At 41.3% G+C, this 22,795-nt stretch carries 17 protein-coding genes; 7 read left to right on the plus strand and 10 right to left on the minus strand.

From position 1 onward, the window contains the following. Positions 1-348 precede the first annotated feature (348 nt). From ACM0OY_RS05025 to ACM0OY_RS05035, 3 genes are all read right to left on the minus strand, one after another. Positions 349-951: a superoxide dismutase gene (locus ACM0OY_RS05025; RefSeq protein ID WP_414567792.1), complete on the minus strand. Its 603-nt coding sequence runs from the start codon at positions 949-951 to the stop codon at positions 349-351. A 678-nt stretch (positions 952-1,629) separates the two neighbouring features. After that, a complete protein-coding gene (locus ACM0OY_RS05030) occupies positions 1,630-3,237 on the minus strand; it encodes a bifunctional pantoate--beta-alanine ligase/(d)CMP kinase (RefSeq protein WP_414567793.1) in 1,608 nt (535 codons plus the stop codon). A gap of 149 nt (positions 3,238-3,386) precedes the next feature. Continuing rightward, entirely contained in the window at positions 3,387-4,496 is a 1,110-nt protein-coding gene (locus tag ACM0OY_RS05035; RefSeq protein ID WP_414567794.1) for a septal ring lytic transglycosylase RlpA family protein, read from the minus strand. 920 nt (positions 4,497-5,416) lie between these two features. On the opposite strand from ACM0OY_RS05035, the gene glsA reads away from it, so the two are divergent. Together glsA and ACM0OY_RS05045 are read left to right on the plus strand one after the other, a co-directional pair. Next, positions 5,417-6,409, plus strand: coding sequence for a glutaminase A (gene glsA, locus ACM0OY_RS05040; RefSeq protein WP_414567892.1), 993 nt, complete (start codon positions 5,417-5,419; stop codon positions 6,407-6,409). Continuing rightward, positions 6,339-7,292: a DUF1963 domain-containing protein gene (locus ACM0OY_RS05045; RefSeq protein WP_414567795.1), complete on the plus strand. Its 954-nt coding sequence runs from the start codon at positions 6,339-6,341 to the stop codon at positions 7,290-7,292. The genes glsA and ACM0OY_RS05045 overlap by 71 nt, the downstream gene beginning before the upstream one ends. Positions 7,293-7,429: 137 nt before the next feature. On the opposite strand, the gene ACM0OY_RS05050 is transcribed toward ACM0OY_RS05045, so the two are convergent. The 7 genes from ACM0OY_RS05050 to ACM0OY_RS05080 form a co-directional block, all read right to left on the minus strand. Continuing rightward, entirely contained in the window at positions 7,430-8,233 is an 804-nt protein-coding gene (locus ACM0OY_RS05050) for a nucleotidyltransferase domain-containing protein (protein ID WP_414567796.1), read from the minus strand. A gap of 100 nt (positions 8,234-8,333) precedes the next feature. Continuing rightward, entirely contained in the window at positions 8,334-9,149 is an 816-nt protein-coding gene (locus ACM0OY_RS05055) for a DUF1838 domain-containing protein (protein ID WP_414567797.1), read from the minus strand. A gap of 136 nt (positions 9,150-9,285) precedes the next feature. Continuing rightward, complete coding sequence (locus ACM0OY_RS05060) at positions 9,286-10,473, minus strand: AbrB family transcriptional regulator (protein WP_414567798.1); 1,188 nt, start codon at positions 10,471-10,473, stop codon at positions 9,286-9,288. Between the two features lie 613 nt (positions 10,474-11,086). After that, a complete protein-coding gene (locus ACM0OY_RS05065; protein ID WP_414567799.1) occupies positions 11,087-11,425 on the minus strand; it encodes a hypothetical protein in 339 nt (112 codons plus the stop codon). 319 nt (positions 11,426-11,744) lie between these two features. Then, a complete protein-coding gene (locus tag ACM0OY_RS05070) occupies positions 11,745-13,103 on the minus strand; it encodes a Rieske 2Fe-2S domain-containing protein (RefSeq protein ID WP_414567800.1) in 1,359 nt (452 codons plus the stop codon). Between the two features lie 165 nt (positions 13,104-13,268). Continuing rightward, entirely contained in the window at positions 13,269-13,634 is a 366-nt protein-coding gene (locus tag ACM0OY_RS05075) for a Lin0512 family protein (RefSeq protein ID WP_414567801.1), read from the minus strand. A 164-nt stretch (positions 13,635-13,798) separates the two neighbouring features. Further along, positions 13,799-14,167, minus strand: coding sequence for a cyclic nucleotide-binding domain-containing protein (locus ACM0OY_RS05080; RefSeq protein ID WP_414567802.1), 369 nt, complete (start codon positions 14,165-14,167; stop codon positions 13,799-13,801). Between the two features lie 889 nt (positions 14,168-15,056). On the opposite strand from ACM0OY_RS05080, the gene ACM0OY_RS05085 reads away from it, so the two are divergent. The 5 genes from ACM0OY_RS05085 to ACM0OY_RS05105 all read left to right on the plus strand — a co-directional run bounded on the left by ACM0OY_RS05085 (position 15,057) and on the right by ACM0OY_RS05105 (position 22,270). Then, entirely contained in the window at positions 15,057-16,103 is a 1,047-nt protein-coding gene (locus tag ACM0OY_RS05085) for an alpha/beta hydrolase (protein ID WP_414567803.1), read from the plus strand. Between the two features lie 199 nt (positions 16,104-16,302). Next, positions 16,303-17,616, plus strand: coding sequence for an FADH(2)-oxidizing methylenetetrahydrofolate--tRNA-(uracil(54)-C(5))-methyltransferase TrmFO (gene trmFO, locus ACM0OY_RS05090; RefSeq protein ID WP_414567804.1), 1,314 nt, complete (start codon positions 16,303-16,305; stop codon positions 17,614-17,616). A gap of 381 nt (positions 17,617-17,997) precedes the next feature. Further along, positions 17,998-19,071 (plus strand): methyltransferase domain-containing protein, encoded by a 1,074-nt coding sequence (locus ACM0OY_RS05095; RefSeq protein WP_414567805.1) that lies wholly within the window; start codon positions 17,998-18,000, stop codon positions 19,069-19,071. A gap of 4 nt (positions 19,072-19,075) precedes the next feature. Continuing rightward, positions 19,076-19,249, plus strand: a complete 174-nt coding sequence (locus tag ACM0OY_RS05100; protein WP_414567806.1) for a hypothetical protein — start codon at positions 19,076-19,078, stop codon at positions 19,247-19,249. A gap of 348 nt (positions 19,250-19,597) precedes the next feature. Further along, positions 19,598-22,270 carry a beta strand repeat-containing protein gene (locus tag ACM0OY_RS05105; protein ID WP_414567807.1) on the plus strand — a complete coding sequence of 891 codons (2,673 nt, stop codon included), beginning with the start codon at positions 19,598-19,600 and terminating at the stop codon, positions 22,268-22,270. Positions 22,271-22,795: the final 525 nt, after the last annotated feature.

A 22,795-nucleotide genomic window follows, 5' to 3' on the forward strand; every position in this document is an offset into this window, starting at 1 on the left:
TATAGTGCGTTATGAAGGTAACACACTATACGAGAGTGCTAATTTATGCAGACATAATATCTGAATCTTAATTTAACGTGAGTCTCCAACGGAGGCGCACTTGCGGGAAGGGCGAAAGAAAACTGCATTTTCTTAGGAGTGCTATACCCGTTCAGTTAGGCTTTTTTCTCCCCCTGCCTCCTCTGCTTCCCCTGCCTGCCTTAACAGATAAATTTACTTAACTGAACGCTATTGTGCTATACCCAGCAAATCAAAAACAGCCACGATACAGGATCGTGACTGCTGGCTGGTAATTTATTGATAATTGTAAAAAGCCACTGTCAAAGCCAGTTGAAAACTGGTTGTTGATTAAGCTTTAGCAAAGTTTTCAGCAGCAAAGTCCCAGTTAACTAACTTATCTAGGAAATTCTTGATGAACGCCGGACGGGCATTTTTGTAGTCGATGTAGTAGGCGTGTTCCCAAACATCCAAGGTTAAGAGTGCCTTCTGACCATGAGCTAGAGGGTTCTCTGCATTTGGTGTCTTAATCACCTTCAGGGTACCACCATCATCAATCAGCCAAGACCATCCACTGCCGAATTGAGTTGCAGCTGCGTTAGAGAACTCTTCCTTGAATTTGTCGAAGCTACCGAAATCTTTGTCAATCTTGGCTGCGAGGTCACCGGTGGGTGTGCCGCCACCTGCTGGTTTCAAGGAATTCCAAAAGAAGGTGTGGTTCCAAACTTGGGCAGCGTTGTTAAAGATTCCTGTCTTAGAAGAGTCTTTGAAGGAAATTTTGATCACCTCTTCCAGAGACTTATCAGCAAGTTCCGTACCTTCAGTCAGCTTGTTGAGGTTATCTACATAGGCTTTGTGATGCTTGCCATAATGGTACTCGAAAGTTTCAGCTTTCATGCCATATGGCTCTAGAGCATTAATATCGAAGGGTAGGGGGGGCTGTACAAATGCCATTGTGTGAAATCCTCTCTTTAGCGGTTTCCAGTTTTAAGCTATTGCAGAAGCTTAGAAAATTAGCAGCTTTTATTTTTGGTAGTTTTATGTCTTTTATGATGAAACATAAAACTTAACATCGTCATTCTACTACCAAAGTGCAGAGAAAAACAAAGTCTTTCTCTAATAAATAAAATAAGTCAAATCGCTAGGGAATAATGGCTATAAATAAAAATGGCTAATATTTCATAGCTAGAGGCCGATCTTGCAATCTGATTTGAAAGACATTAAATCACAAGGGTTATATTCCCAACTTCTCTAAGAAGTAGCGGATTTTTTTGTTCGCGAATAATTTAGGATTGGTATTAAGTAATTAGGATTTAGCAATTAAAGCTTTGAAACTTCTACCTTTAGTAAGATTAATTGTTATGTGAATAATCAGTCTAAAGCTGGATGAGCTAATACTTCAAATAAACTAGTATCTGAAATGCTTGGCTTAATTTCAATCAAGAGAGCCAATAATAAGATTATCTAATATTTTGATTTGTATGGTTCTTTGGGAAAAGGGTAAAGGGAAAGGGGTAAAGGGTGAATTTAAACCTTTTCCCTTTCACCTTTCCCTTTAACCCAAAAGTATTGGGTAAGAACGGCAGGGATTTATTAAATGTTGTCCCCTTGTCTCCTTGTCCTGTTCGGTCACTACCACTCAGATAAACGTTGCTGGTAGTAGTTAACAATTTGTGCTGTGACTTCAGATACGTCCAGACCATCAGTTTGAACTTCGATCGCATCCGCCGCTTTTTGCAAAGGAGAAATTTTACGCGTACTATCTTTCCAGTCACGTTGGGCAATGTCGCGTTCGAGCTGCTCTAAACTTACTTCGGGTTGACCGAGTTTTTGAAAATCTTGCTGGCGGCGACGTGCGCGTTCACTTACAGAAGCGGTTAAGAAAATTTTAACTTCGGCATCGGGAAAGACATGAGTGCCAATGTCCCTACCTTCAGCTACTAAACCGCCTTTTTTACCCCAGGTTTGCTGTTGTTTAACCAGTGCTTGACGTACAGCGCTTTGTGCAGCGATCGCCGATACTTGGGATGTGACCTCAACCGTGCGAATTGCCTGGGTAACATCGATACCGTTAATCCAAACCCGCACGGGAAATTGTAAATCCTGGGTGGGAGTAAGTTCAATTTGACACTGGCTAGCTAATTCGGCGATCGCACACTCATCATCAATGGCAATACCCTTTTGTAGTACCAACCAAGTCACAGCGCGGTACATTGCTCCTGAATCCAGATAGACTAAATTTAGGATTGCTGCCACTTGACGCGCCACTGTAGATTTTCCAGCGCCCGCTGGGCCATCAATGGCAATGATGGGTTGACGAGCGCGCAAAATGATATTGTCAATCAAACGTGTAGAACCCAGACGAGCTGCGATCGCCAGCATTCCTTCCTCCTGAACTTTATCTAAAGACATCAACGTAGTCGGTTCAACCAATTCAATATATTCCACTAAAAGCGTGCTGACCATTGTCAGTTCTTGCTGTACTATTGCTATCAACTTGCTGCGATCGCGAACACCTGCCCGAAACCCAGCTTCAGCTGCTTGCAACCCGCGATACAGCACCGCTGCTTGCTCTTTTTCTGTTGCAGTCAAATAATGATTACGAGAACTCAAGGCAAGACCCGATGCTTCCCGTACTGTTGGACAAGCAACAATTTCCACTGGCAAATTTAAATCAGCTACTAGCCGCTTAATAATTGCCAGTTGCTGACCATCCTTTTGACCGAAATAGGCTCGGTCTGGCTGTACCAAGTTGAAAAGCTTGGTCACAATCGTTGCGACACCCTGAAAGTGACCCAGCCGAGAACGACCACACAAGCCTGTTATCATACCAGATGGGGGGATAACTTGTGTAACCATTGATTCTTGTATACTTTTCTGGGGTACTGTCATCTCTTCCGGAGTCGGCGCAAAAATTGCATCTACCCCAAATTGTTCGCAAAGCTGTTGGTCTTGCTTTAAAGTGCGCGGATAACGTTCATAATCCTCATTAGGACCAAATTGCAAGGGATTGACGAAAATACTGACAATCACCGTAGAATTTTCTTGCCGCGCCCGTTGAATCAAGCTTAAATGACCTTGATGTAAATTCCCCATTGTCGGCACCAGACCGACTGCCGTCTGATGCCAGCCACTCATCTCATCTAGTGCCAGATTTTCTGAAACTGCAATCAGCTTGTTTTCCAAGCAGCGTTTAGTTAAATAGCAGCGTAAAGCCGCAACTGTTGTCAACAGGCGCACAAAAATACCCCTAGTTCTCTCATCCCTCCCCCGTTAGTTTATATCTGAAATAGAGGAGATGGTTGAACTAGAGGAATTAAGTATGGGCATTGGGCATTGGGCATAGAAAAACTTTTTTTCCAGTCCCTATTGCCTATTGCCTATTGCCTTTATCTTCCCAAAACTTCAACATGCACTGGTGCAACACCACTACCCATCATTCCTAAAACTCGGGCTGCGCCAACTGACACGTCAATGATTCTACCCCGAATAAATGGTCCTCGGTCATTAATCCGCACTACGACAGAACGACCATTGCGGGTGTTGGTTACACGGACTTGTGTCCCAAAGGGTAAGCTACGATGGGCAGCGGTCATTCCTTCTGGATTGAACCTTTGACCACTGGCAGTACGATTGCCGGAACCGTCATAGCCATAAAAAGAAGCTACGCCTTTGAAGCTAACTCGGACTCCGCCGACGGCAATCTCCTGCGGCAGCTTGGGCATTGATACTGGTTGACGCACTGGCATATTCGCAATCTCGGCTAAGGGTGATGCATTGCCTAGTAGTCTCCGCAAGCGATTGGTTGCTTGCAATGCATCTTGCGCCAGATTGTTGGTGGTCTGTGCTAGTCGCGTACCTTGATTGATTTCTACCAATTCTTCGCCGTTAACTTTGATTGTATAGCGATCGCCAGATTCTCCTTCCACAGGGAGGCTTTTGCTTTGGGCTTGATTGGTAACTTTAGATTCGCCTGCTGCTTTCCAACTGACGGTAATTTGACTCGCGTCTAAATTTTCCCGGTTCAACTGGTTGATTTTAGCTGCTATCACACCAGCTATCTCAACCGGGTCATTGTCAACAGAATTAATCTGATTATTTGCTCCGTCGACATTTCTAATACTCGCCGAGGAAGCTGAGTTGCTAGCAATAAGGGCGTATGATTGTACGCCCTCTGTTTGATTTATTGCACCGACTTTTTTAGTCTCAATACTCGTATCTGATACAGAACTCAAAAATGTGAGAACGGGAATATTTTTGATATAAAGGGTTGCCGCCTTACGTCCTCCAATGTTGTAAGGATGAATTTGTGTAATCACAGCATCCGAGGTTTGTTCCCCTGCTCCTGATTTGTACTCTCCCACTTTCACCACTTCAGAAGCAGGCAATTTTGGGGAAGCTAGCGCATTTCCCGTAGTGGTTTGAGTACAACCGACTGAGGGTATTCCCAAAACAGTCAGAGACAGAGCAACAATAGTCCAGAAATGTCTTTGATTCATGCGTCCAATTTTAAAGCGACTGTAGAACTTAAGAGAACTTAAGTCTTATAAATTCCTGGGATTTTCACTAATAAATACGTGAATTCCCTTCCTAAAAACTCGAACTCGTTCCGCTTTCACTTTTTATTTGTAACTGCAACAGACTAGCATGAACCTTTTGGCTTGGGGATCAGGGTTTTACCGTAATTCTTGACAACTTTACCCAAATCAAATTGCTATTTTCGCCGCGAAACCTTGCCCAAATGCGGATTTCGCCTATGTAACGTTTTTTTCTGCAAGTCAAATTTTTCTTAACAAAACTTTACGTTTTTTGGGAGCCAAACTCATAACACCTTGTTCACATAGGTTTCTAAGGCTCAGAGCAACCTGTGTATTCTATATAACATTTATTTTTACGGTCTGCTTTAGGCAGATCATATAACTTTAATTAAAAGGCATCGGCATAAATACTCAAAATTCATTATTTAAATAAATCTTTAGATTTTGCTACAAATAGTCTGCCATACGAGTTACATATAAAACGATTGTGCAAATCACTTGCAATTTACTATCTTTTTTTTGAAGTTTTTTCTAACTAATTTAACCATGACTTGTATTATTCCTAACTAGGCTAAACTTAGTAATTTATATAACTTGCTAGAGCAGTATTACTGTGTATAAAAAAAAGGATAATACGCAAGCGAACCTTTTTTGCGTTTAATCATAAAAAAATTAGAAAATCTTGGCGATCGCTTCTAAATAATTTTTAGTCAGTAACAAAAATCACAATTGAAATGTTTAGGTCTAAGTAGGGATCGAGAATAGGGAATAGGCAATGGGCAGTAGGGAAAGATTAATTGCCTCTTCCTTAAGGTATACGTTATTTTTTCACGGAATCAGCTCGAATTGTTATGTGTGTAGCAAGTATTTCGTAAAATGCTATCAGCCTCGTAGCAAACCAAGTAAATCAAGGAGATTTAGAAATAGACTCGTCATCATTATTAACTGTTCTCAACGACCTGCATTCCCAGTACAAGTCATTGGGTGAGGGTTCATTAGCAAAGTACATCCCGGAACTGGCAAAGGTAAACCCGGACTTGTTTAGTATTTGTATTGCCACCGTAGATGGTCAGGTTCACAAAGTTGGGGACTGGGAGCAGTTCTTTACCATTCAGTCGATTTCCAAAGTATTTGCTTATGGACTTGCCTTAGAAGATCATGGGCGGGATTACATTCTGACGAGAGTTGGCGTCGAACCGACGGGGGATGCATTCAACGCGATTATTTTGGATGAGCAATCGAAGCGACCTTATAACCCAATGGTAAACGCCGGAGCGATCGCCACTACTAGCTTAATCAAAGGATCTGGCCCCACCGAACGCCTCAATCGGATGCTGGAGATGTTCCGGCGATATATTGGCCGCGATGTGTTCGTTGACATATCAGTTTTTACCTCAGAACGCAGTACCGGACATCGCAACCGCGCAATGGCACACTTAATGCTCAACTTTGGGATGATAGACCCCAACATTGAAGAAGCACTGGATCTTTATTTTCAGCAGTGCGCTGTGCTGGTGAATTGCCAAGACTTAGCAGTGATGGCGGCGACTCTGGCCAATAGAGGTGTTAACCCCATCACCAAAGAACGGGCAGTAGATAAGCCTTACATCAAAGATATTTTGAGTGTGATGTACACCTGTGGCATGTACAACTTTGCAGGTGAGTGGGCTTACAAAATTGGTATTCCGGCGAAAAGCGGAATTTGTGGCGGCATTATCGCCGTTGTACCCAATAAGATGGGCATTGGAGTTTTTTCGCCACCACTGGATGCGCGTGGTAATAGCGTGCGCGGGGTAAAAGTGTGTGAAGAACTTTCCCAACGCTTGGGTTTACATTTATTTGATTGTTCAAATGAAGGGGCAAAATTTGAGTAAATTAGAACAACTAAAAAATAAACTTACCAGCGTTAAGCGTTTAACTTGGAAACCAATTGTTGGAGAAGGCGATGGAGGTTTAACTGCATCAAAGTTTGGTGGTAAACCTTGGCTAAATGCCGATGAAGAATGGCCTATTTGTCCAAACTGTGGCAAGCCGATGCAGTTATTTTTACAACTTAATCTAGATGAGCTTCCGCAAAACTTAAACACTAAATTTGGCAGTGGAATACTTCAATTCTTCTACTGCACAAATCAAATTATAGTAGAGCATGATACTGGATTATTTGGAAGAACAGTTGAAGAATGCGAAACTCTAATGATGAACTTACCTCATGATATGCCAATCAAAGGAAGAATTGGCGTACATGTTGATTGGGAAGGGGATATTGGAAAGGTAAAAATTTTAGCTTGCGAACAAGATTGTGTAAGTGATTGTAAAGGCTGGTCTCCATTTTCTAGATGTCAACTTGTGAGAATTGTCAAACCAAAAAATTCTCCTGTATTTTTTGAAACTCCAGAAATAGGAAATTTGTTTGAACCTAAATTAATTATTGGATGGAAAGAAGTAAATGACTATCCTAATTGGTTAGAAATTGATGACTTGGAAATTAGGCTAGATGAAGATGAAAAAGATTTTTTAGATGAAATTTTAATGGAAGAACTTCATCAAAAAGGCGATAAATTAGCCGGTTGGGCTGATTGGGTACAATATCCTGAATATCCAGATTGTCCAATTTGTAAGCATCCAATGAATCAATTTGTATTTCACCTTGAGTCAGATGATAATATTCCATATATGTGGGGTGATGGAGGAGCAGGCTATATTGTCCAGTGCTCACAGCATCAAGAAATAGTAGCTTTTTTCTGGCAATGTGCTTAAAGATTTGGAATCAAGAGCTAAAGAGAATTAGTTTCATAAAAAAGCACAGCGATAGCTGCGATAACTAGTAAATAAATCATTGAAAAATCAAAATTTTAACCCGATCGCCTTTTCCTAAATTATCTTTTTAGCCATAGCTATTTGAACTTATCTATTACTGCTTGCAGATACTTTTTAGAGGCGGCTTCTGCTTGAGAACGGATAATCAACTCCGGGGTTTTTAATTCAGCGCGAAGCTGGCAGTAAAAGCTAATGGTATATTGGAGCGATCGCGCAATTTCTTGGGCATCGTGTTTAGCAGGAATAGTCTCACGAAAATTGCTCACCAAAGATGGAATTTCCTTTTCCAGATTCCTCACACCGCGTGGAAGCAGTCCAGCTTGGACTTTGGCTAATGGCGCCAGGACTTGTCCGCGCAAAAAACAAAGAAAATCAATGACTTCAAAAAGTTCGCCTCTTCCTAATTTCGTTGCACCGTAGTGTACCCACACCCAGAAACGGTCTTCAATCCACTGTCGGTTTAGGGGTGGATAGTTTCGCGGGTTTTCACAAACAGCCAAGCTTAGTAAATTTCCTCGCTCCCAAAGAACAATAGGATTTTCTATGCGGTCTGTTTGAAAATGTTCTAAAAGCAAAAACTTCAAATCGACGTGTACGAGAGGTTCGTCATAGAGACAGATTAACAATCTCGGTTCGCCAACGTGTTCGCCAGTAAAAGCAGCCAGCAGTTTTCCCAGCTTGCTGGCTAAAAGCTGACGTTCCTGTAAAACTTCCTGATAATGAACATCATCGACAACGATAATTAGATCGAGGTCAGAATACTCATCCATTTCTCCAGTTAAATAGGAACCAGCGATCGCTACACCTAGCAAACGTTCATCTGTTTTCAAGTTTGCCAGAATTTGCTCTAGTAGTTCTCGTTGTGGTTCGGGAACAGCCATATTAACTCCAATTTAGCGATCGCAAAACAGGGCATGGGAGGTATGGGAAGTGTGGGAAGCTTTTTTATAATCTCCCCATTCCCCATTGCCCAATCCCCACTCAGAATTCTTCTGCTTGGGGAAGTGGGAAGATTTCACCGGCTAAATAAGCCTGAAAGTGTTTTTGGAAGTACAACCAAGAAGTCATATCTTCGCCATCAATAAAGCCCTTTGGCGCTTGTTTATATAAAGGAATACGGTTATTAATTTCGTCTTGCAAGAATTGAGGCAGGTCTTTTATGCCATTGACTTTGCACCCCATAGCACTGTAGATCAGTTGACCGGGGCGATCGCCCATTTTCATCCAGGGAAGCCATTGACCAATTCTATCCCAACCCAGTTTCAGTTCAGAAACTGAGTTGAGTGCTGGATTGAATAAATCTGCCGTTGGCACGGTTAATTTAAATAATTCTGCTGCCTGATAAATTGGATGTGGGCTGTATTCGGCAAACTTGGGATCTTCTGCTAAGGGATTAGGGTAATAGGGGAATATATCAAAAATGAAGGTTGTACTGTCACCATCCACTTGTGCAGGAAAATTTCCCTTAAATATTCCCTGCACTGGATTATTCGCAACGTGGATAACTGGAACTGTCTCCCCTGTCCAAGGATTTTCCCATTTGCTCAAGACTTCCTCTGTTTGTGGATTTAGGTAGTAAGTCAGTTCCCTAGAAGTAAAATCCCAGCTACCTTCTTCTGTGGAAATACACCTACTAACACTCAATCCGAATATTTTAAACAAAAGTTGTCTTTTCTCGCCGGGAATAAAAGCGTAAATTTTACCTTTCCAGATTAGAAAAGTGGATTCGCTAGGGTCGAGGGAAGAACGAGTTTTCACCCAGTGCTGCGCTTCAAGTTCTTGGATTTGGGCAACCATCTAAAACATCCTTTGTATCTGGATAACAAAAGGATAAGCGAATTTGTCATTAGTCATTAGTCATTAGTCATTGGTCATTGGTCATTTGTCTCCCGTGCTTCTTCATCTCCCCAGTCCCCAGTCCCCAATCCCTAAATTAAGCTGTTTTTGAAACTTGCTTATCCAGGTAGCCAAACAAAAATACCCAAAGAGGTAAAGAACTGTTGATCGCAATTAGTCGTACTAAATGACCAGTTGTGACGATTTCAACATTATGATTTAGTGCTAGGGAAACTAGGATCATTTCTGCTGAGCCTCCTGGTGCTGTGACTAAAAGACAGGTCAACCAGTCCCAAGAGGTTAATTGCATGGCAAGTATAGCAGCGATCGCTCCAGTTGCGAGGGTCATTGTCACAGACATCAAAGCACAGCCGACAGTCCGCTTGGTAAAGTTGGGTTTGTCTCCCCAATATTCACCAATAGTGATTCCCAGCAGCATTTGACCGCATAAGTTAATCAAAGGTGGTGGACTAAAGCTAATATCACTTACAAAAGGCAGCGAATTGAGCAAAGGATTAAACCCGATACCAATTAACAATGCACCAAAAAAATCGCCAGCGGGAATTTTAAATAATATAGCTGGATAAACCACTAATCCCGTGATTAAAAGCAGCAATAAGAGTAATCCTAGTTGAGATGGATCGAAATTGAATAAAGCACTTTTGACAGGTAGTGTTTGCAGATTCCAGGAATTACCAACTAATGTTCTAGCGATGAAGGGAAACAGAAAAACTACTGAGGTAACGCGAATCGCTTGAACTAAGGCAACCAAGCTAACATCTTTATTGTAATCAGCGGCGATCGCTGCCATAATTCCCACACCACCTGGAACCGTAGCTAGCATTGCTGTCAATAGGTTGGTTTTGCTGACGCGGGAGTAAATGTAACCAATGCAACTGCCACTTAGTAACAGAAACAAGGTGATAAAAATAAAGATGGGAATACCAGAAGCAACATTAGCTAAATTAGCGTGAGCATTGGAAGCGCCAACAGTTAAGCCTACAAGCGCCATTCCAACTTTTCTAGCAGTGCGGTTTGGTTTGGGAGAATATTCATACAAAACTCGACACCCTTGGAGAACCACTGTACCAGCTGCAATCCCAGCAAATATCCAAGCAATCCCACCAATGTGAAACTTTGCTAAAGCTATGCCCACAGGCAATGCTATAAGTATTTCCAGGGCAAGAACAATTAATTGTTTTACAAATAATTGTTCTTTGGTAACAACAGGATTTTTATGAGTGTGTTCTTCTAACTTGGGAGCAAGACTGAGGCTTTGATTCATCGATATAAGCTTTTTTATTAATTTAATACTAATTGGGAAAAATAATACGACAGATGATAAATGTAAGATTAGTTATCATTAAGCATAAGTAATAACCGGGGTACTAGATATCGATATTCAAGGAAGTATCGAATAACTAAACGAGTTATGGCAAATAAAAAAAGAATGGGACATATATTAAATGTAACAGAGTTAGCATTCTGGGTGTGTAGTGAGAGCAGTAGCAATACTTTTCGGTTAAAGGAGAAAGGTAAAAGGTTTAAATTCAACCCTTACACCCATTCACTAAAAGTTTGAAACAGATCCAAATCTAGAAACCCTTGTTTTACAAAGGTTTCTTAATTTTGAATTTTGAATTTTGAATTTTGAATTGGTATTCTCTAATTTTTTGGGGTGGGTATTTTGGCATTGATGTCAAGGGCGGGCGAGACGGCCACCCCACAATTAAATGAATAGTTGAATATTTTTTGTTTGCAACTCCTAGAAATTACCGATCCTAACTCATAACTTATTTTTACATGATTCCCAAATCCCTGGATTTATCCGTGGGATAAATCTAAAATTGTCTAACTCCGGAATTCAGAATTCACAATTCTGAATCCGGAATTTTCCTTTAATCTTCATCAAGCGCCGGGAAGACTTCCTCAAATTGCCACAATCTATCTTTATTTTCAACGAACCAAATACGAGTTTCAGGAGTTAATTTACTCCAAATGTCTTCAGCAGGAACATGAGGAGATGCATATTGATACTGCTGACCAAGTGATTTCAGATTATTCACTACATCACTGGGAATTCCGAATTCTTGTTCCCAGTCAATTTTTATATTTCTCCCTGAAACTCCCGCTGTGGGGTCGAAAATCAATTGTGCAGATCTGACTAAATCAGCAAAGTGTTTCAGTTTAAGTTTGGTGATTTCTTGGAGGAGTGATTCGTTATGTTCTGGAGACATTGTACTAGCAGTGGTGACGATTAGTAGTGTATTTAATCAGTCAATAGTTGAACAGTTTTTCAGTTGCAAATCATAAAAATGTTTGCGAATAACTGTTTTTGATTTTTCCATCGCTGATAACTGATTTTTGAACTTACTGCCAGAGATTTGTATCCCAATATTTCTAGTTTAGCGCCGAGTCGCTAACTTCATTATGACTAAGATTATGGATTAGGGATTAGGCGTTGGGAATAATTTCGATTCCGTTTCAGAGTCACCATGTCCCTAATCCGCACTGCACTTTGCTAACGTAGCAGTTCCCAGTTCCCGAATTCTGATTTTAGTGACGAGTGTAGGAACGCTCAAATAATGTTTTAAATCTCTGGGCTATAGCGGATATTGCAACTGCCGCTAGAGAAAACGATATTGCTGCGATTTTGATTCCAGAATCATCTGCAAGTATCGCTACACCGGCTAAAGCGATCGCTACCCCTATACAGCTTTGTTTCAGCCTATTTGTGACTTGATAAGCTCGATTGCAGGAACTACAAATAAGTGTGTGTCGCGAGAATCTGTCTTGCAAAATCGCTTTTGAATTCAACTCGCCATTTTCAACATTTTTCCATGTGGAATAGCCCTGATAGAAAGGCAAAGACGACCCAAACTTATCTAGCCACTTGCGGTACTCAATCACTAATGTGTCAGATGTTTTCAGTGGCAAATATAGTTCTTTGAGACTTGTTGCCAAACGCTCAATTTCTGACTGTTGTCCAACAATCAAGGGTAAATCCTGCTCCAATATTTTGTTCGTATTTAAGTGATCGAGCCAGCGAGGCCTGAGTTTAACTCCCCAAGTCATAAAATTACGATAACCTCTAGCTAAAAGACGGCATCGTCCTTTGCCTAAAGGAACTGAATACAAAGCTAGTCCAAATGTCCAACCTTTTTCTTCAATATAAGCAGTGTTCAGCACAAGGCTTGGAGCAACAAAATCAATATACTTCCAAGCTTCGTTTGATTTGTTAATTCCCCGCCACCTGCCTCGAATCCCTTGAGCCGAACTTTCTAATACTTCCATTTCTAGTGGTTGGGCATTTTTCCGATTACCACCACCCCTGGTGCCATCATGGCTAATAGCAACATGAGCAGGATCGATGACGTTCTCTACTAGATATGTTTGGTCATAAGGTAGATCTAATATAAAGTCTGCACGCACGAATCCTGGCCGATCTAAATCTGGCAGAATTGGGATAATTTCATCAACAGCAGTTTCTTTTTCACCAGCCCACACCCAAATCATGCCTTGGCGTTCCACAACTTTAAAGGATGGCACGCAAGCATTGACCGGAATTTTCGCATCTGTTGGTAATTGAGGAATGTGCAGACATTGACCATCACTGCCAAACTGCCAACCGTGATATAAGCATTCAATTTTGCCGTCAATAATTTGTCCTTCAGAAAGTTTGGCTGTACGGTGAGGACAACGATCTGCTAAACAAATAAGCTGTCCATTTCGATCTTTGAACAAAACCAAGGGTTCATCGTACAAGGAAAAGCTATGAGGGCGATTAGCAGGCAAGTCTTGTACAAAGGTAACGGGATACCAGCATTGCCTCCAGTTAAATTCTTGCTTTTCCTCAATTTCCTCAAAGGTAGAAATTGGTGGTGTAGCCTGTAGTGTCTCTGTTTCTAATGACATAGTTTTCTCTAGGTTTCTATAATCTTAGACCTTGAAATCAGTAAATTATTAGTCCCAGAGATAGAATATTTCTAGAGAAAAACTTCAAAAATTAACAATGTAAATGTACTGAAATCTTCCTATTTAGATACGATATTTAATTAAATGTTGCAGCTTTTACTTTAGCTAATCATTTTCGATCAGAACTGTAACAGCTGCGATCGCAATCAACATTTCGTCATTGCGATCGTTGAGTTCAGGAATTGCTCGCCCTTGAACTACCATTCCTCCAGATTCTACAGTCAGAGTTTTTTGACCAAATGGTAGTACAGCTAATACTTCTTCTTGCCTAACTTTTTCTGGGTATGGTACTGCTACTTGCACTTCCACAATCATTTCATTGGGACTACTCAAACCAGCTACTTCCCAAACACCAGGTAAAGCATTATGAGCGATCGCATTGCGTACTGCCCTAGATGCTGCTACTGTCGGTTCTTGTCCATGCTGATCTACTCCCATCCCCATTTCAATTATCAACCGTTTACGCGCCATTCCAACCTCCAGCAAATTTTTCACCTTGCCTCAAAGAGGCAGAGACAGGGACAGAGGGGAAAATTCCCAACTCCTAACTCTTGGAAAGACTTGGGTTAATCACGTCTCTACTCCTAACTCCCCACTCCCCGTTTCCCCACGCTCCCTCATCCATTTGGAAGTCTTTAGAGCGTATGCAATAACTTGCTCAGACGCTCTGAGTAACTTTTCATCACCTTGATGGCAAACATTGGTGTTTCCTGAACCGCAAACAGAAATGCTTTTTCATCGAGGAAAGCAAGTTTACAGTCCGTGTTGGCGATAGCTGTATAAGTTCTACTTTTCACCCCTACAAGTATGCCCACACCAAAAACTTCACCTGTATCAATGGTTTCTACAACCTTTCCATTGACAGATATATCTACTTGCCCTTCCACAATGCCGTACATCATATCACCAGTCTGTCCTTCTTCAAAGATGACTTCGCCTGGTGAAAATACTTTAGGATTGGGTTGTTTTTGAAATATACCGACTGTGAGTACAGGACTTAGCATTAGAGCAACCCCAAAATTCTTAGTTTTTGAATGAAACCTTTAGATAGGCATCATGAGAACCCAGAAAAGTATACTACTTTCTGTTGCTTAACTCCAATCTCCGCAAAATTCCTGATTGGTTAAGGAATGATTAATAAGTATTAAAGGCTATCTATTAACTAGATATTTGATTAATATTTCTGAGGAAAATAACTCACGTTCAGTAGGGAGCATCCCAAATGTGTAAAAACATATTTTGTCATTGCGAGTGGAATGAAATGAAGCGTTCGCAATGAAGAACTGCTAAATTGGTAAATTTGCAAAATTGGGATGCTCCCCGTTCAGTATATTATTTACAGCGTATTTCAAGAAATTTTAAATACACAAACTAAATCTGTTGCTTATGCATCAAGCCTATTTTCTTTTCCAAAAAGACAGTCATAGTGAAAGGTAAGAAAAGTAAGAAAGGTAGATATTTTTATAGGCACATACTCGTGCGATTCAAAATCTGCTATTGTTAGCTGCAAGTAATAATTTTGTCTAAAAAATAGCAAATGTGAAGAAGGCATTTTCTTTGAATAGCTAATGGTAGATACTGCTACCCTAGACGGAAAGTCTGTTTTTCTGTATTCCAGATATGTAATATCTCTCTTGGGCATTGCATAGAAAGTAGGATGATTTAGCAACTTGCAAAATTCATTCCTGCTTCTGCTGCTCAAGAACAGCTTGCCCTAATTTATCCCACTGTTCTGCAACGCCCTTTATTGGATATTAGCAATTCGCGTGAAGCTACATTTGTAGTACTTGATCTCAGTCTAGCAGGCAGCATAGTTAACAAAATTGTTTATGTATCAACAGAACTAGTTAACTAGAATCTTGAAGAAAATTGAATTCACTATCCAGGCATATTATGAAACCATTTTTTCGTCAAAGTCTCCTATCTTTGATGGGAGTCTCCGTATTACTTTTGCAAACATTTACCACTGAAACTGCAAAATCAGAGCTTGTAGATTTTACAGCAGATTGCTCTAAAACTTACTTACCTGTAGCTCTTGCGCCTGGAGGAACGAAACAATATCGGATTTATGGTGAACTTTGTGGGCAAAAGCCGCTTAACAAAAGAACTGTTCATGTATTAGTTTCAGGTATTACATACAATCGCAATTATTGGAATTTTCCATACCAAAAAGAGCGTTACTCTTATGTGAAGGCTCTGACAAAAGCTGGTTATGCCACATTTAACATTGACAGAATCGGAATTGGCAATAGTTCTCGTCCTCGAGCAGACCAAGTGACTGTGCAATCTAATGCTTTTGTGCTGAATCAAGTGAATCAAGCGCTGCGGAATGGCAAAATCAATAATGTGAAATTCAAGCACATCATCAATGTCGGACATTCTTTTGGATCTGTTGTTGTGATTGAACAGGCAAGTAAGTATGGCGGTGTGGATGGGGTCATTATTTCTGGATTCTTGCACAAGTTGACTCCAGAACTACAAGGCTTGCCGAACTTTGTATATCCAGCACAATCTGACCCACGCTTCAATGAAAAGAACTTGCCAGATGGTTATCTAACGACTTTACCAGGAAAACGAGGGCAGTTGCTTTATCAGCAGTACAATGCCGATGCAAAAGTCATCAATAAAGATGAAGAACTTAAACAGACATTGACAACTGGCGAAGCTGCAACGTTTTTTCCACTTATTACTTCTGACACCTCGAAAAAAATTACCGTTCCAGTTTTGCTAGTAATTGGACAAAAAGATAATCTTTTCTGCTCTGACAACATCTGTACTCGGGAAAATGTGACAGCATTTGAAAAGCAATTTTATTCGCCTAAGGCACAGTTGCAGGTCTATGTTCTGCCACGTGCAGGACACTCTGTTAATCTGCATTTAAATGCATCTGAGTGGTACAAAGTTGCTGGTCAATGGAGCGATCGCTTTGTTGGAAAATAATTACAAGTAACACGACAAATAAATTACAAAAGTTTTGTTTTCCTAAACAGCGATCGCTTGCCAGTTAATCAACTAAGCGATCGCTTTTTTATCTAATTTATAATTCCTGCTAGAATTAATACTTCACTATACAAAATTCTAAATCTGATCGCTGTTAACTGATGATTCAATATAGTTCGGTCAACTGGAAAATTTAACTATGGAAAAACAACCGATACAAGTAATTGGAGGTGGATTAGCTGGGACAGAAGCAGCTTGGCAAATAGCCCAAGCTGGAGTACCGGTGATTTTACATGAAATGCGTCCAAAGCGCTTTAGTCCTGCTCATCATACAGAACATCTGGCAGAATTAGTGTGTAGTAATTCCTTTGGGGCAATGGCAAGCGATCGCGCCGCCGGATTATTGCACGAAGAATTACGTCAGCTTGGTTCTATTGTAATTTCCAAAGCTGATGAACATGCTGTTCCTGCTGGCGGGGCGCTAGCTGTAGACCGGGGACAATTTGGCCAAGACTTAACTCAAACTCTATCCAGTCATCCTTTAATTGAATTGGGCCGCGGTGAAGTGCAAGCTATTCCTGAAGGAATTGTGGTTTTGGCAACCGGGCCTTTAACCAGCCCCGATCTAGCAGAAGATTTGCGCCGCTTTACAGGGATGGAATACCTCAGCTTTTTTGATGCGGCTAGCCCGATTATCGTGGGAGACTCGATTAACCGTGACATTGCCTTTATGGCATCACGTTATGACAAAGGTGAAGCTGCTTATCTCAACTGCCCAATGAATAAAGAGCAGTACTTGAGGTTTCGAGAAGAACTCTGCAAAGCTGAACAAACAGAACTCAAAGATTTTGAACGCGAAACAGCGAAATTTTTTGAAGCTTGTCTACCCATTGAAGAACTAGCACAGCGGGGAGAAGATACCATGCGCTATGGTCCCCTTAAACCAGTGGGTTTATCAGATAGTCGCACCGACGAACGTCCCTATGCTGTGGTGCAGTTGCGTCAAGAAGATAAAGCTGGTCAACTTTGGAACATGGTAGGATTCCAAACTAATTTGCGCTGGGGCGAACAAAAGCGGATATTTCAGCTAATTCCTGGTTTAGAAAAAGCCGAGTTTGTGCGCTTGGGAGTAATGCACCGCAATACATTTATTAATGCTCCTCAGTTGATGCATCCTACTCTGCAATTTAAGGGGCGTCCAACTTTGCTCGCAGCTGGGCAGTTAATTGGTACAGAAGGCTACACCGCAGCCGCAGCCGGTGGTTGCTTAGCAGGAATTAATGCAGCGCGGCTAACTTTGGGTAAAGAACCATTGGCTTTACCAGCAACAACAATGATGGGGGCGCTATTTGAATTTATTAGTTCTGCTTCGCCCAAACACTTCCAACCAATGCCCCCCAACTTTGGAATTTTTCCCGAATTGGGTGCGAAAATCAAAAATAAACAAGAGCGTTATGGACGCTATCGCGATCGCTCTTTAGCTGACTTAGCAAATTGGAAAGCTCATAATTAATGGGTATTGGGCATTGGAGGGGGTAGGAAGCTTTTTTATAATCTCCTCTCACACTCCCAATTGAATGCAACTCAGTATTACCTGTAGGGAATGGCGAATGGGCAATAGGAAAAGTATTAATTTGCTATTGCCTTTTGCTTTGCATCAGATTTAAAACTATTGAAACCGGCGATGTGAAAATAATTCATTTATTTATGAATTATGAATTAATAATTATTTGTCCATCGCTAAGATTGGATAATCGATACACTCGATAAAAAATGCTAGACAGCATACTTTGGATCTGAATCGCGTTGAAAGTAGTTTTACAACCCTCCTGTGGGTAACTTGAATTTAAATGCAGCAAATAACACTGTATCGATACTCAAAAAGGAGAATATTATGACATCTGAAATCTTTGACCAAACCAAAGCAGAAGCATTTGCAGTGAGGATGCTGGAAATTATCAATAATGGCGGATTGGCACTGATGATTTCTATTGGGCATCGCACCAAACTGTTTGATACTTTAACAGAACTCTCACCGTCTACAAGTAAACAAATTGCTGATGCAGCAGGATTAAACGAACGCTATGTGCGGGAATGGCTGGGGGCAATGGTGACCGGGAATTTTGTTGAATATAATCCGGAAGAAAAAACTTATTACTTGCCTCGAGAACATGCTGCATTCTTGACACGGTTAGCCCCTGGGGATAACATTGCTCCTTTTACTCAATTTATATCGGTGTTGGGAACAGTTGAAGACCAGATTGTAGATTGTTTCCACAAAGGCGGAGGCGTACCCTACTCACAATATAAACGTTTCCATGAAGTGATGGCGGAAGATAGCGGGCAAACTGTGGTATCTGCTTTAGAGGAACATATTTTGCCGCTGATTTCTGGTTTAACAGAAGCCCTACAACAAGGAATTGATGTGCTGGATGTAGGTTGCGGTAGTGGTCGTGCCCTGAACAAGCTAGCACAGCTGTTTCCCAACAGTCGTTTTACAGGATATGATTTTTCCCAAGAAGCGATCGCCACTGCTTCTACTGAAGCCCAGCAACGAGGACTCACCAATATTCAATTTCAAGTTAAGGATGCCGCTACATTCGACGAAGTAGAGCAATACGACTTTATTAGTACCTTTGATGCGGTGCATGACCAAGCAAGACCCGATGTTGTATTGCGAAACATTCATACTGCCCTGCGTCCCAATGGAACTTATCTGATGCAAGACATCCACGCCTCAACTAATGTCAATGGCAATCTGGAAAATCCCATTGCCTCTTTTCTTTACACCATCTCTTGTATGCACTGCATGACGGTATCCCTAGCAGCAGGCGGTATGGGACTGGGAGCCATGTGGGGACGAGAAAAAGCAGTGCAAATGCTGAGTGAAGCTGGCTTCACTAGTGTGGAAATCAAGCAGCAGGCTCACGATTTCTTCAATGACTACTACATTACCAAAAAGAACTAAACAAATGTGCCAACTTTGTAGTGTGCTTAATGGACTAAGCGATCGCACCAAGAATTATCCATCTTTACCTACTACCAGTCAATTCTCTGCTGCCCTGAAAATTCAGCGCTTACCCCAAACAGCATCTGACGATTCTCAGTCAAACAATACAGTAATCATAAGTCTCCAACGTCCATGATTGCGCCACAGTTGTGCTGCGAGTCTTTAAGCGGATGGGATATTCAGTGCGATCGCAGCACAATCGGCCTCTAGTGTAGACTCTATACTGTTGCAATCATGATTCAAATTTGTATTCAGAAAATAATGCGCCAGATGTATAACACCCATTTTTCAAATTTATCTAAGTAAAAACCGTAGGTTTTTTGATGTTAGAGAGTGCAACTTTACTAAAGCTTTAAATTATCGCAAATATATTTACTGTTATTTAAGTATTTTTAACCAGAAATTAATTCCTTTTTTGATTGTAATATGCGAGTATTACATTGATCGAACATATTCGAGCAGTCAAACCCAAAAGGTATATATTATGGCGACTATTGCTGGTACTCCTAACAATGATTTTTTGTCGGGCACTAGTGGTGACGATCAGATTTTCGGTGTAGGAGGTAATGATAACATCTCTGGTGGAACGGGAAATGACCTAATCGATGGTGGAGATGGTAATGACACGCTATTTGGTAATGGTGGCAACGACACATTTCGGGCTAGTAAAGGGAATGACAGTATTAATGGTGGTGATGGTACTGATATAGCAGACTATAGTTACTTGAATAAAAGCATCACACTGTCAGGTGTGGGCACGATTACGAAGTCTGGCGGACTCGGACAAGACCAAGTATTTAAGGTAGAAACAGTTATTGCTGATGCCGATGTTGCCAACAACACCATAGATGCATCTGGTTCTTTGCCCGGAGTTTCTGCCACTGCTGACCTAGAAGCCCAAACTATCTCTGCCAATAATGTTCCTGGTTTAGGGACATTAACATTTAATGTAGTCAACTTTGATAATGTCATCGGCACAAATATCGCCGACAGCATTAAAGGCGATGGACAAAAGAACCAATTATTTGGTAACGCCGGTAATGACACCATTGATGGTAGAGGTGGTAATGATCTAATTGATGGTGGAAATGGTAATGACGACCTAGCAGGTGGTACGGGCAATGACACCTTCAAAGGCGGCCAAGGTAACGACAACATCAATGGTGGGGATGGTATTGATACCGCAGACTACAGCAAGCTAGGTAAAACCATTACCCTCTCAGGTGTCGGCACAATTACCAAAGCTGGCGGACTCGGACAAGACCAAGTATTTAAGGTAGAAACAGTTATTGCTGATGCCGATGTTGCCAACAACACCATAGATGCATCTGGTTCTTTGCCCGGAGTTTCTGCCACTGCTGACCTAGAAGCCCAAACTATCTCTGCCAATAATGTTCCTGGTTTAGGGACATTAACATTTAATGTAGTCAACTTTGATAATGTCATCGGCACAAATATCGCCGACAGCATTAAAGGCGATGGACAAAAGAACCAATTATTTGGTAACGCCGGTAATGACACCATTGATGGTAGAGGTGGTAATGATCTAATTGATGGTGGAAATGGTAATGACGACCTAGCAGGTGGTACGGGCAATGACACCTTCAAAGGCGGCCAAGGTAACGACAACATCAATGGTGGGGATGGTATTGATACCGCAGACTACAGCAAGCTAGGTAAAACCATTACCCTCTCAGGTGTCGGCACAATTACCAAAGCTGGCGGACTCGGACAAGACGAACTCTTTAAAATTGAAAAGATTATTGCTGATGCTAATGTTGCCAACAACACCATAGATGCATCTGGTTCTTTGCCTGGAGTATCTATCAACGTTAACCTGCAAGCCCAAAGTTTGTCTGCTAATAACGTTCCTGGTTTAGGGACATTGCCATTTACAGTAGTCAACTTTGATAATGTCATCGGTACGAATGCCAGTGACATCATTGGCGGTGACAACCAAAGTAACCAATTGTTCGGTAATGGCGGCAACGACATATTCAAGGCCAGTCGCGGTAACGACAGCATCGATGGTGGGGATGGCATTGATACCGCAGACTACAGCAAGCTAGGTAAAACTATTACCCTCTCAGGGGTGGGCACAATCACAAAAGCTGGAGGATTCGGACAGGATCAAGTATTTAAGGTAGAAACAGTTATTGCTGATGCTAGTGTTGCCAACAACACTATAGATGCATCTGGTTCTTTGCCTGGAGTATCTGCCACTGCTGACCTAGAAGCCCAAACTATCTCTGCCAATAATGTTCCTGGTTTAGGGACATTAACATTTAATGTGGTCAACTTTGACAATGTTAAAGGCACCAACATCGCTGACAGCATTAAAGGCGATGAACAAGCTAACCAATTATTTGGTAACGCTGGTAATGACACCATTGATGGTAGAGGTGGTGACGACTTAATTGATGGTGGAAGTGGTAGTGACAAGTTAACAGGTGGCGCAGGTGATGACACCTTCAAAGGCAGCCAGGGAAATGACAGTATCAATGGTGGGGATGGTATTGATACCGCAGATTACAGCAAACTAGGTAAAAGCATTACCCTCTCAGGTACCGGCACAATTACAAAAGCTGGCGGATTCGGACAAGACGAACTGTTTAAAGTCGAAACGATTGTTGCTAGTGCTAGCGTTGCCAACAACACCATAGATGCATCTGCATCTTTGCCTGGGGTATCTATCACTGTTGACCTGCAAAATCAAAGTTTGGCTGCCAATAACGTTCCTGGTTTAGGGACATTGCCATTTACAGTAATCAACTTTGACAATGTTAGAGGCACAAACGCAAGTGACACCATTACTGGCGATGGACAAAATAACCAATTGTTCGGCAATGATGGCAATGACACTATCTCTGGTGGCTTTGGTAATGACACTCTCTCCGGTGGAAAAGGTAATGATAGCCTCATAGGTGGCTTTGGTGCAGATAAGTTTTTCTTCGCCAGTATCAGTGACGGCCTTGACACAATCAAAGATTACAACTTTGGTCAGAGCGACAAAATCCAAATTTCTAAAGTAGGATTTGGTACTAATAGCCTTGCGGGCTTTTCCTACGATACCTCTAGCGGTAATTTGTCTTTCTTGGGAACTCAATTCGCTCTTTTGGAAAATCTTTCATCCAATATCAGTATTGAGTTGGTCTAAAAAGTGATACCGTTGGCGAGGCGATCGCAAGTTAAAGCTTTTTGTAGTGTGTTTGTTGTAGAACCACTAGCTAATACTTCATCAATATCAAATTTATAGTCCTACAGACATGAGTAATTGTGTTTGTATTCCAGCCTAAAAGTTGTGTTGCAAAAAAAGATGTTTGGCTAGAAAGCATGAATTGTCTCAACTTTCATCAGCTAAACTTCAAAAAGTTTTTGCAACACAATTACTTAGTATTGCTAGTCACAACTTACGTCTGTCTTCAGCTATTTAGAGACTTAGGCAAAGACAGGCCTGATTAGTCGCGTCTGTACTGAGTCGTGTAGTTGAATTACTTCAAAAAAACTGTAATGTTTGGAGGTCAATGCAACAAAATTGGACTGCGTTTATCAGACTGTCCTCAAAATGGGAAGTAAGAAAAGCTAATATACATTATCAAGCTGCTATTTGCTGTAACTTTTGACCTTATATAAAACTTAAATATTTTCACTGTATACTGTAAGATAAATTCATTACTACCAA

This window comes from Nostoc sp. CCY 9925, from assembly GCF_963920935.1.
Lineage (GTDB): Bacteria > Cyanobacteriota > Cyanobacteriia > Cyanobacteriales > Nostocaceae > Nostoc.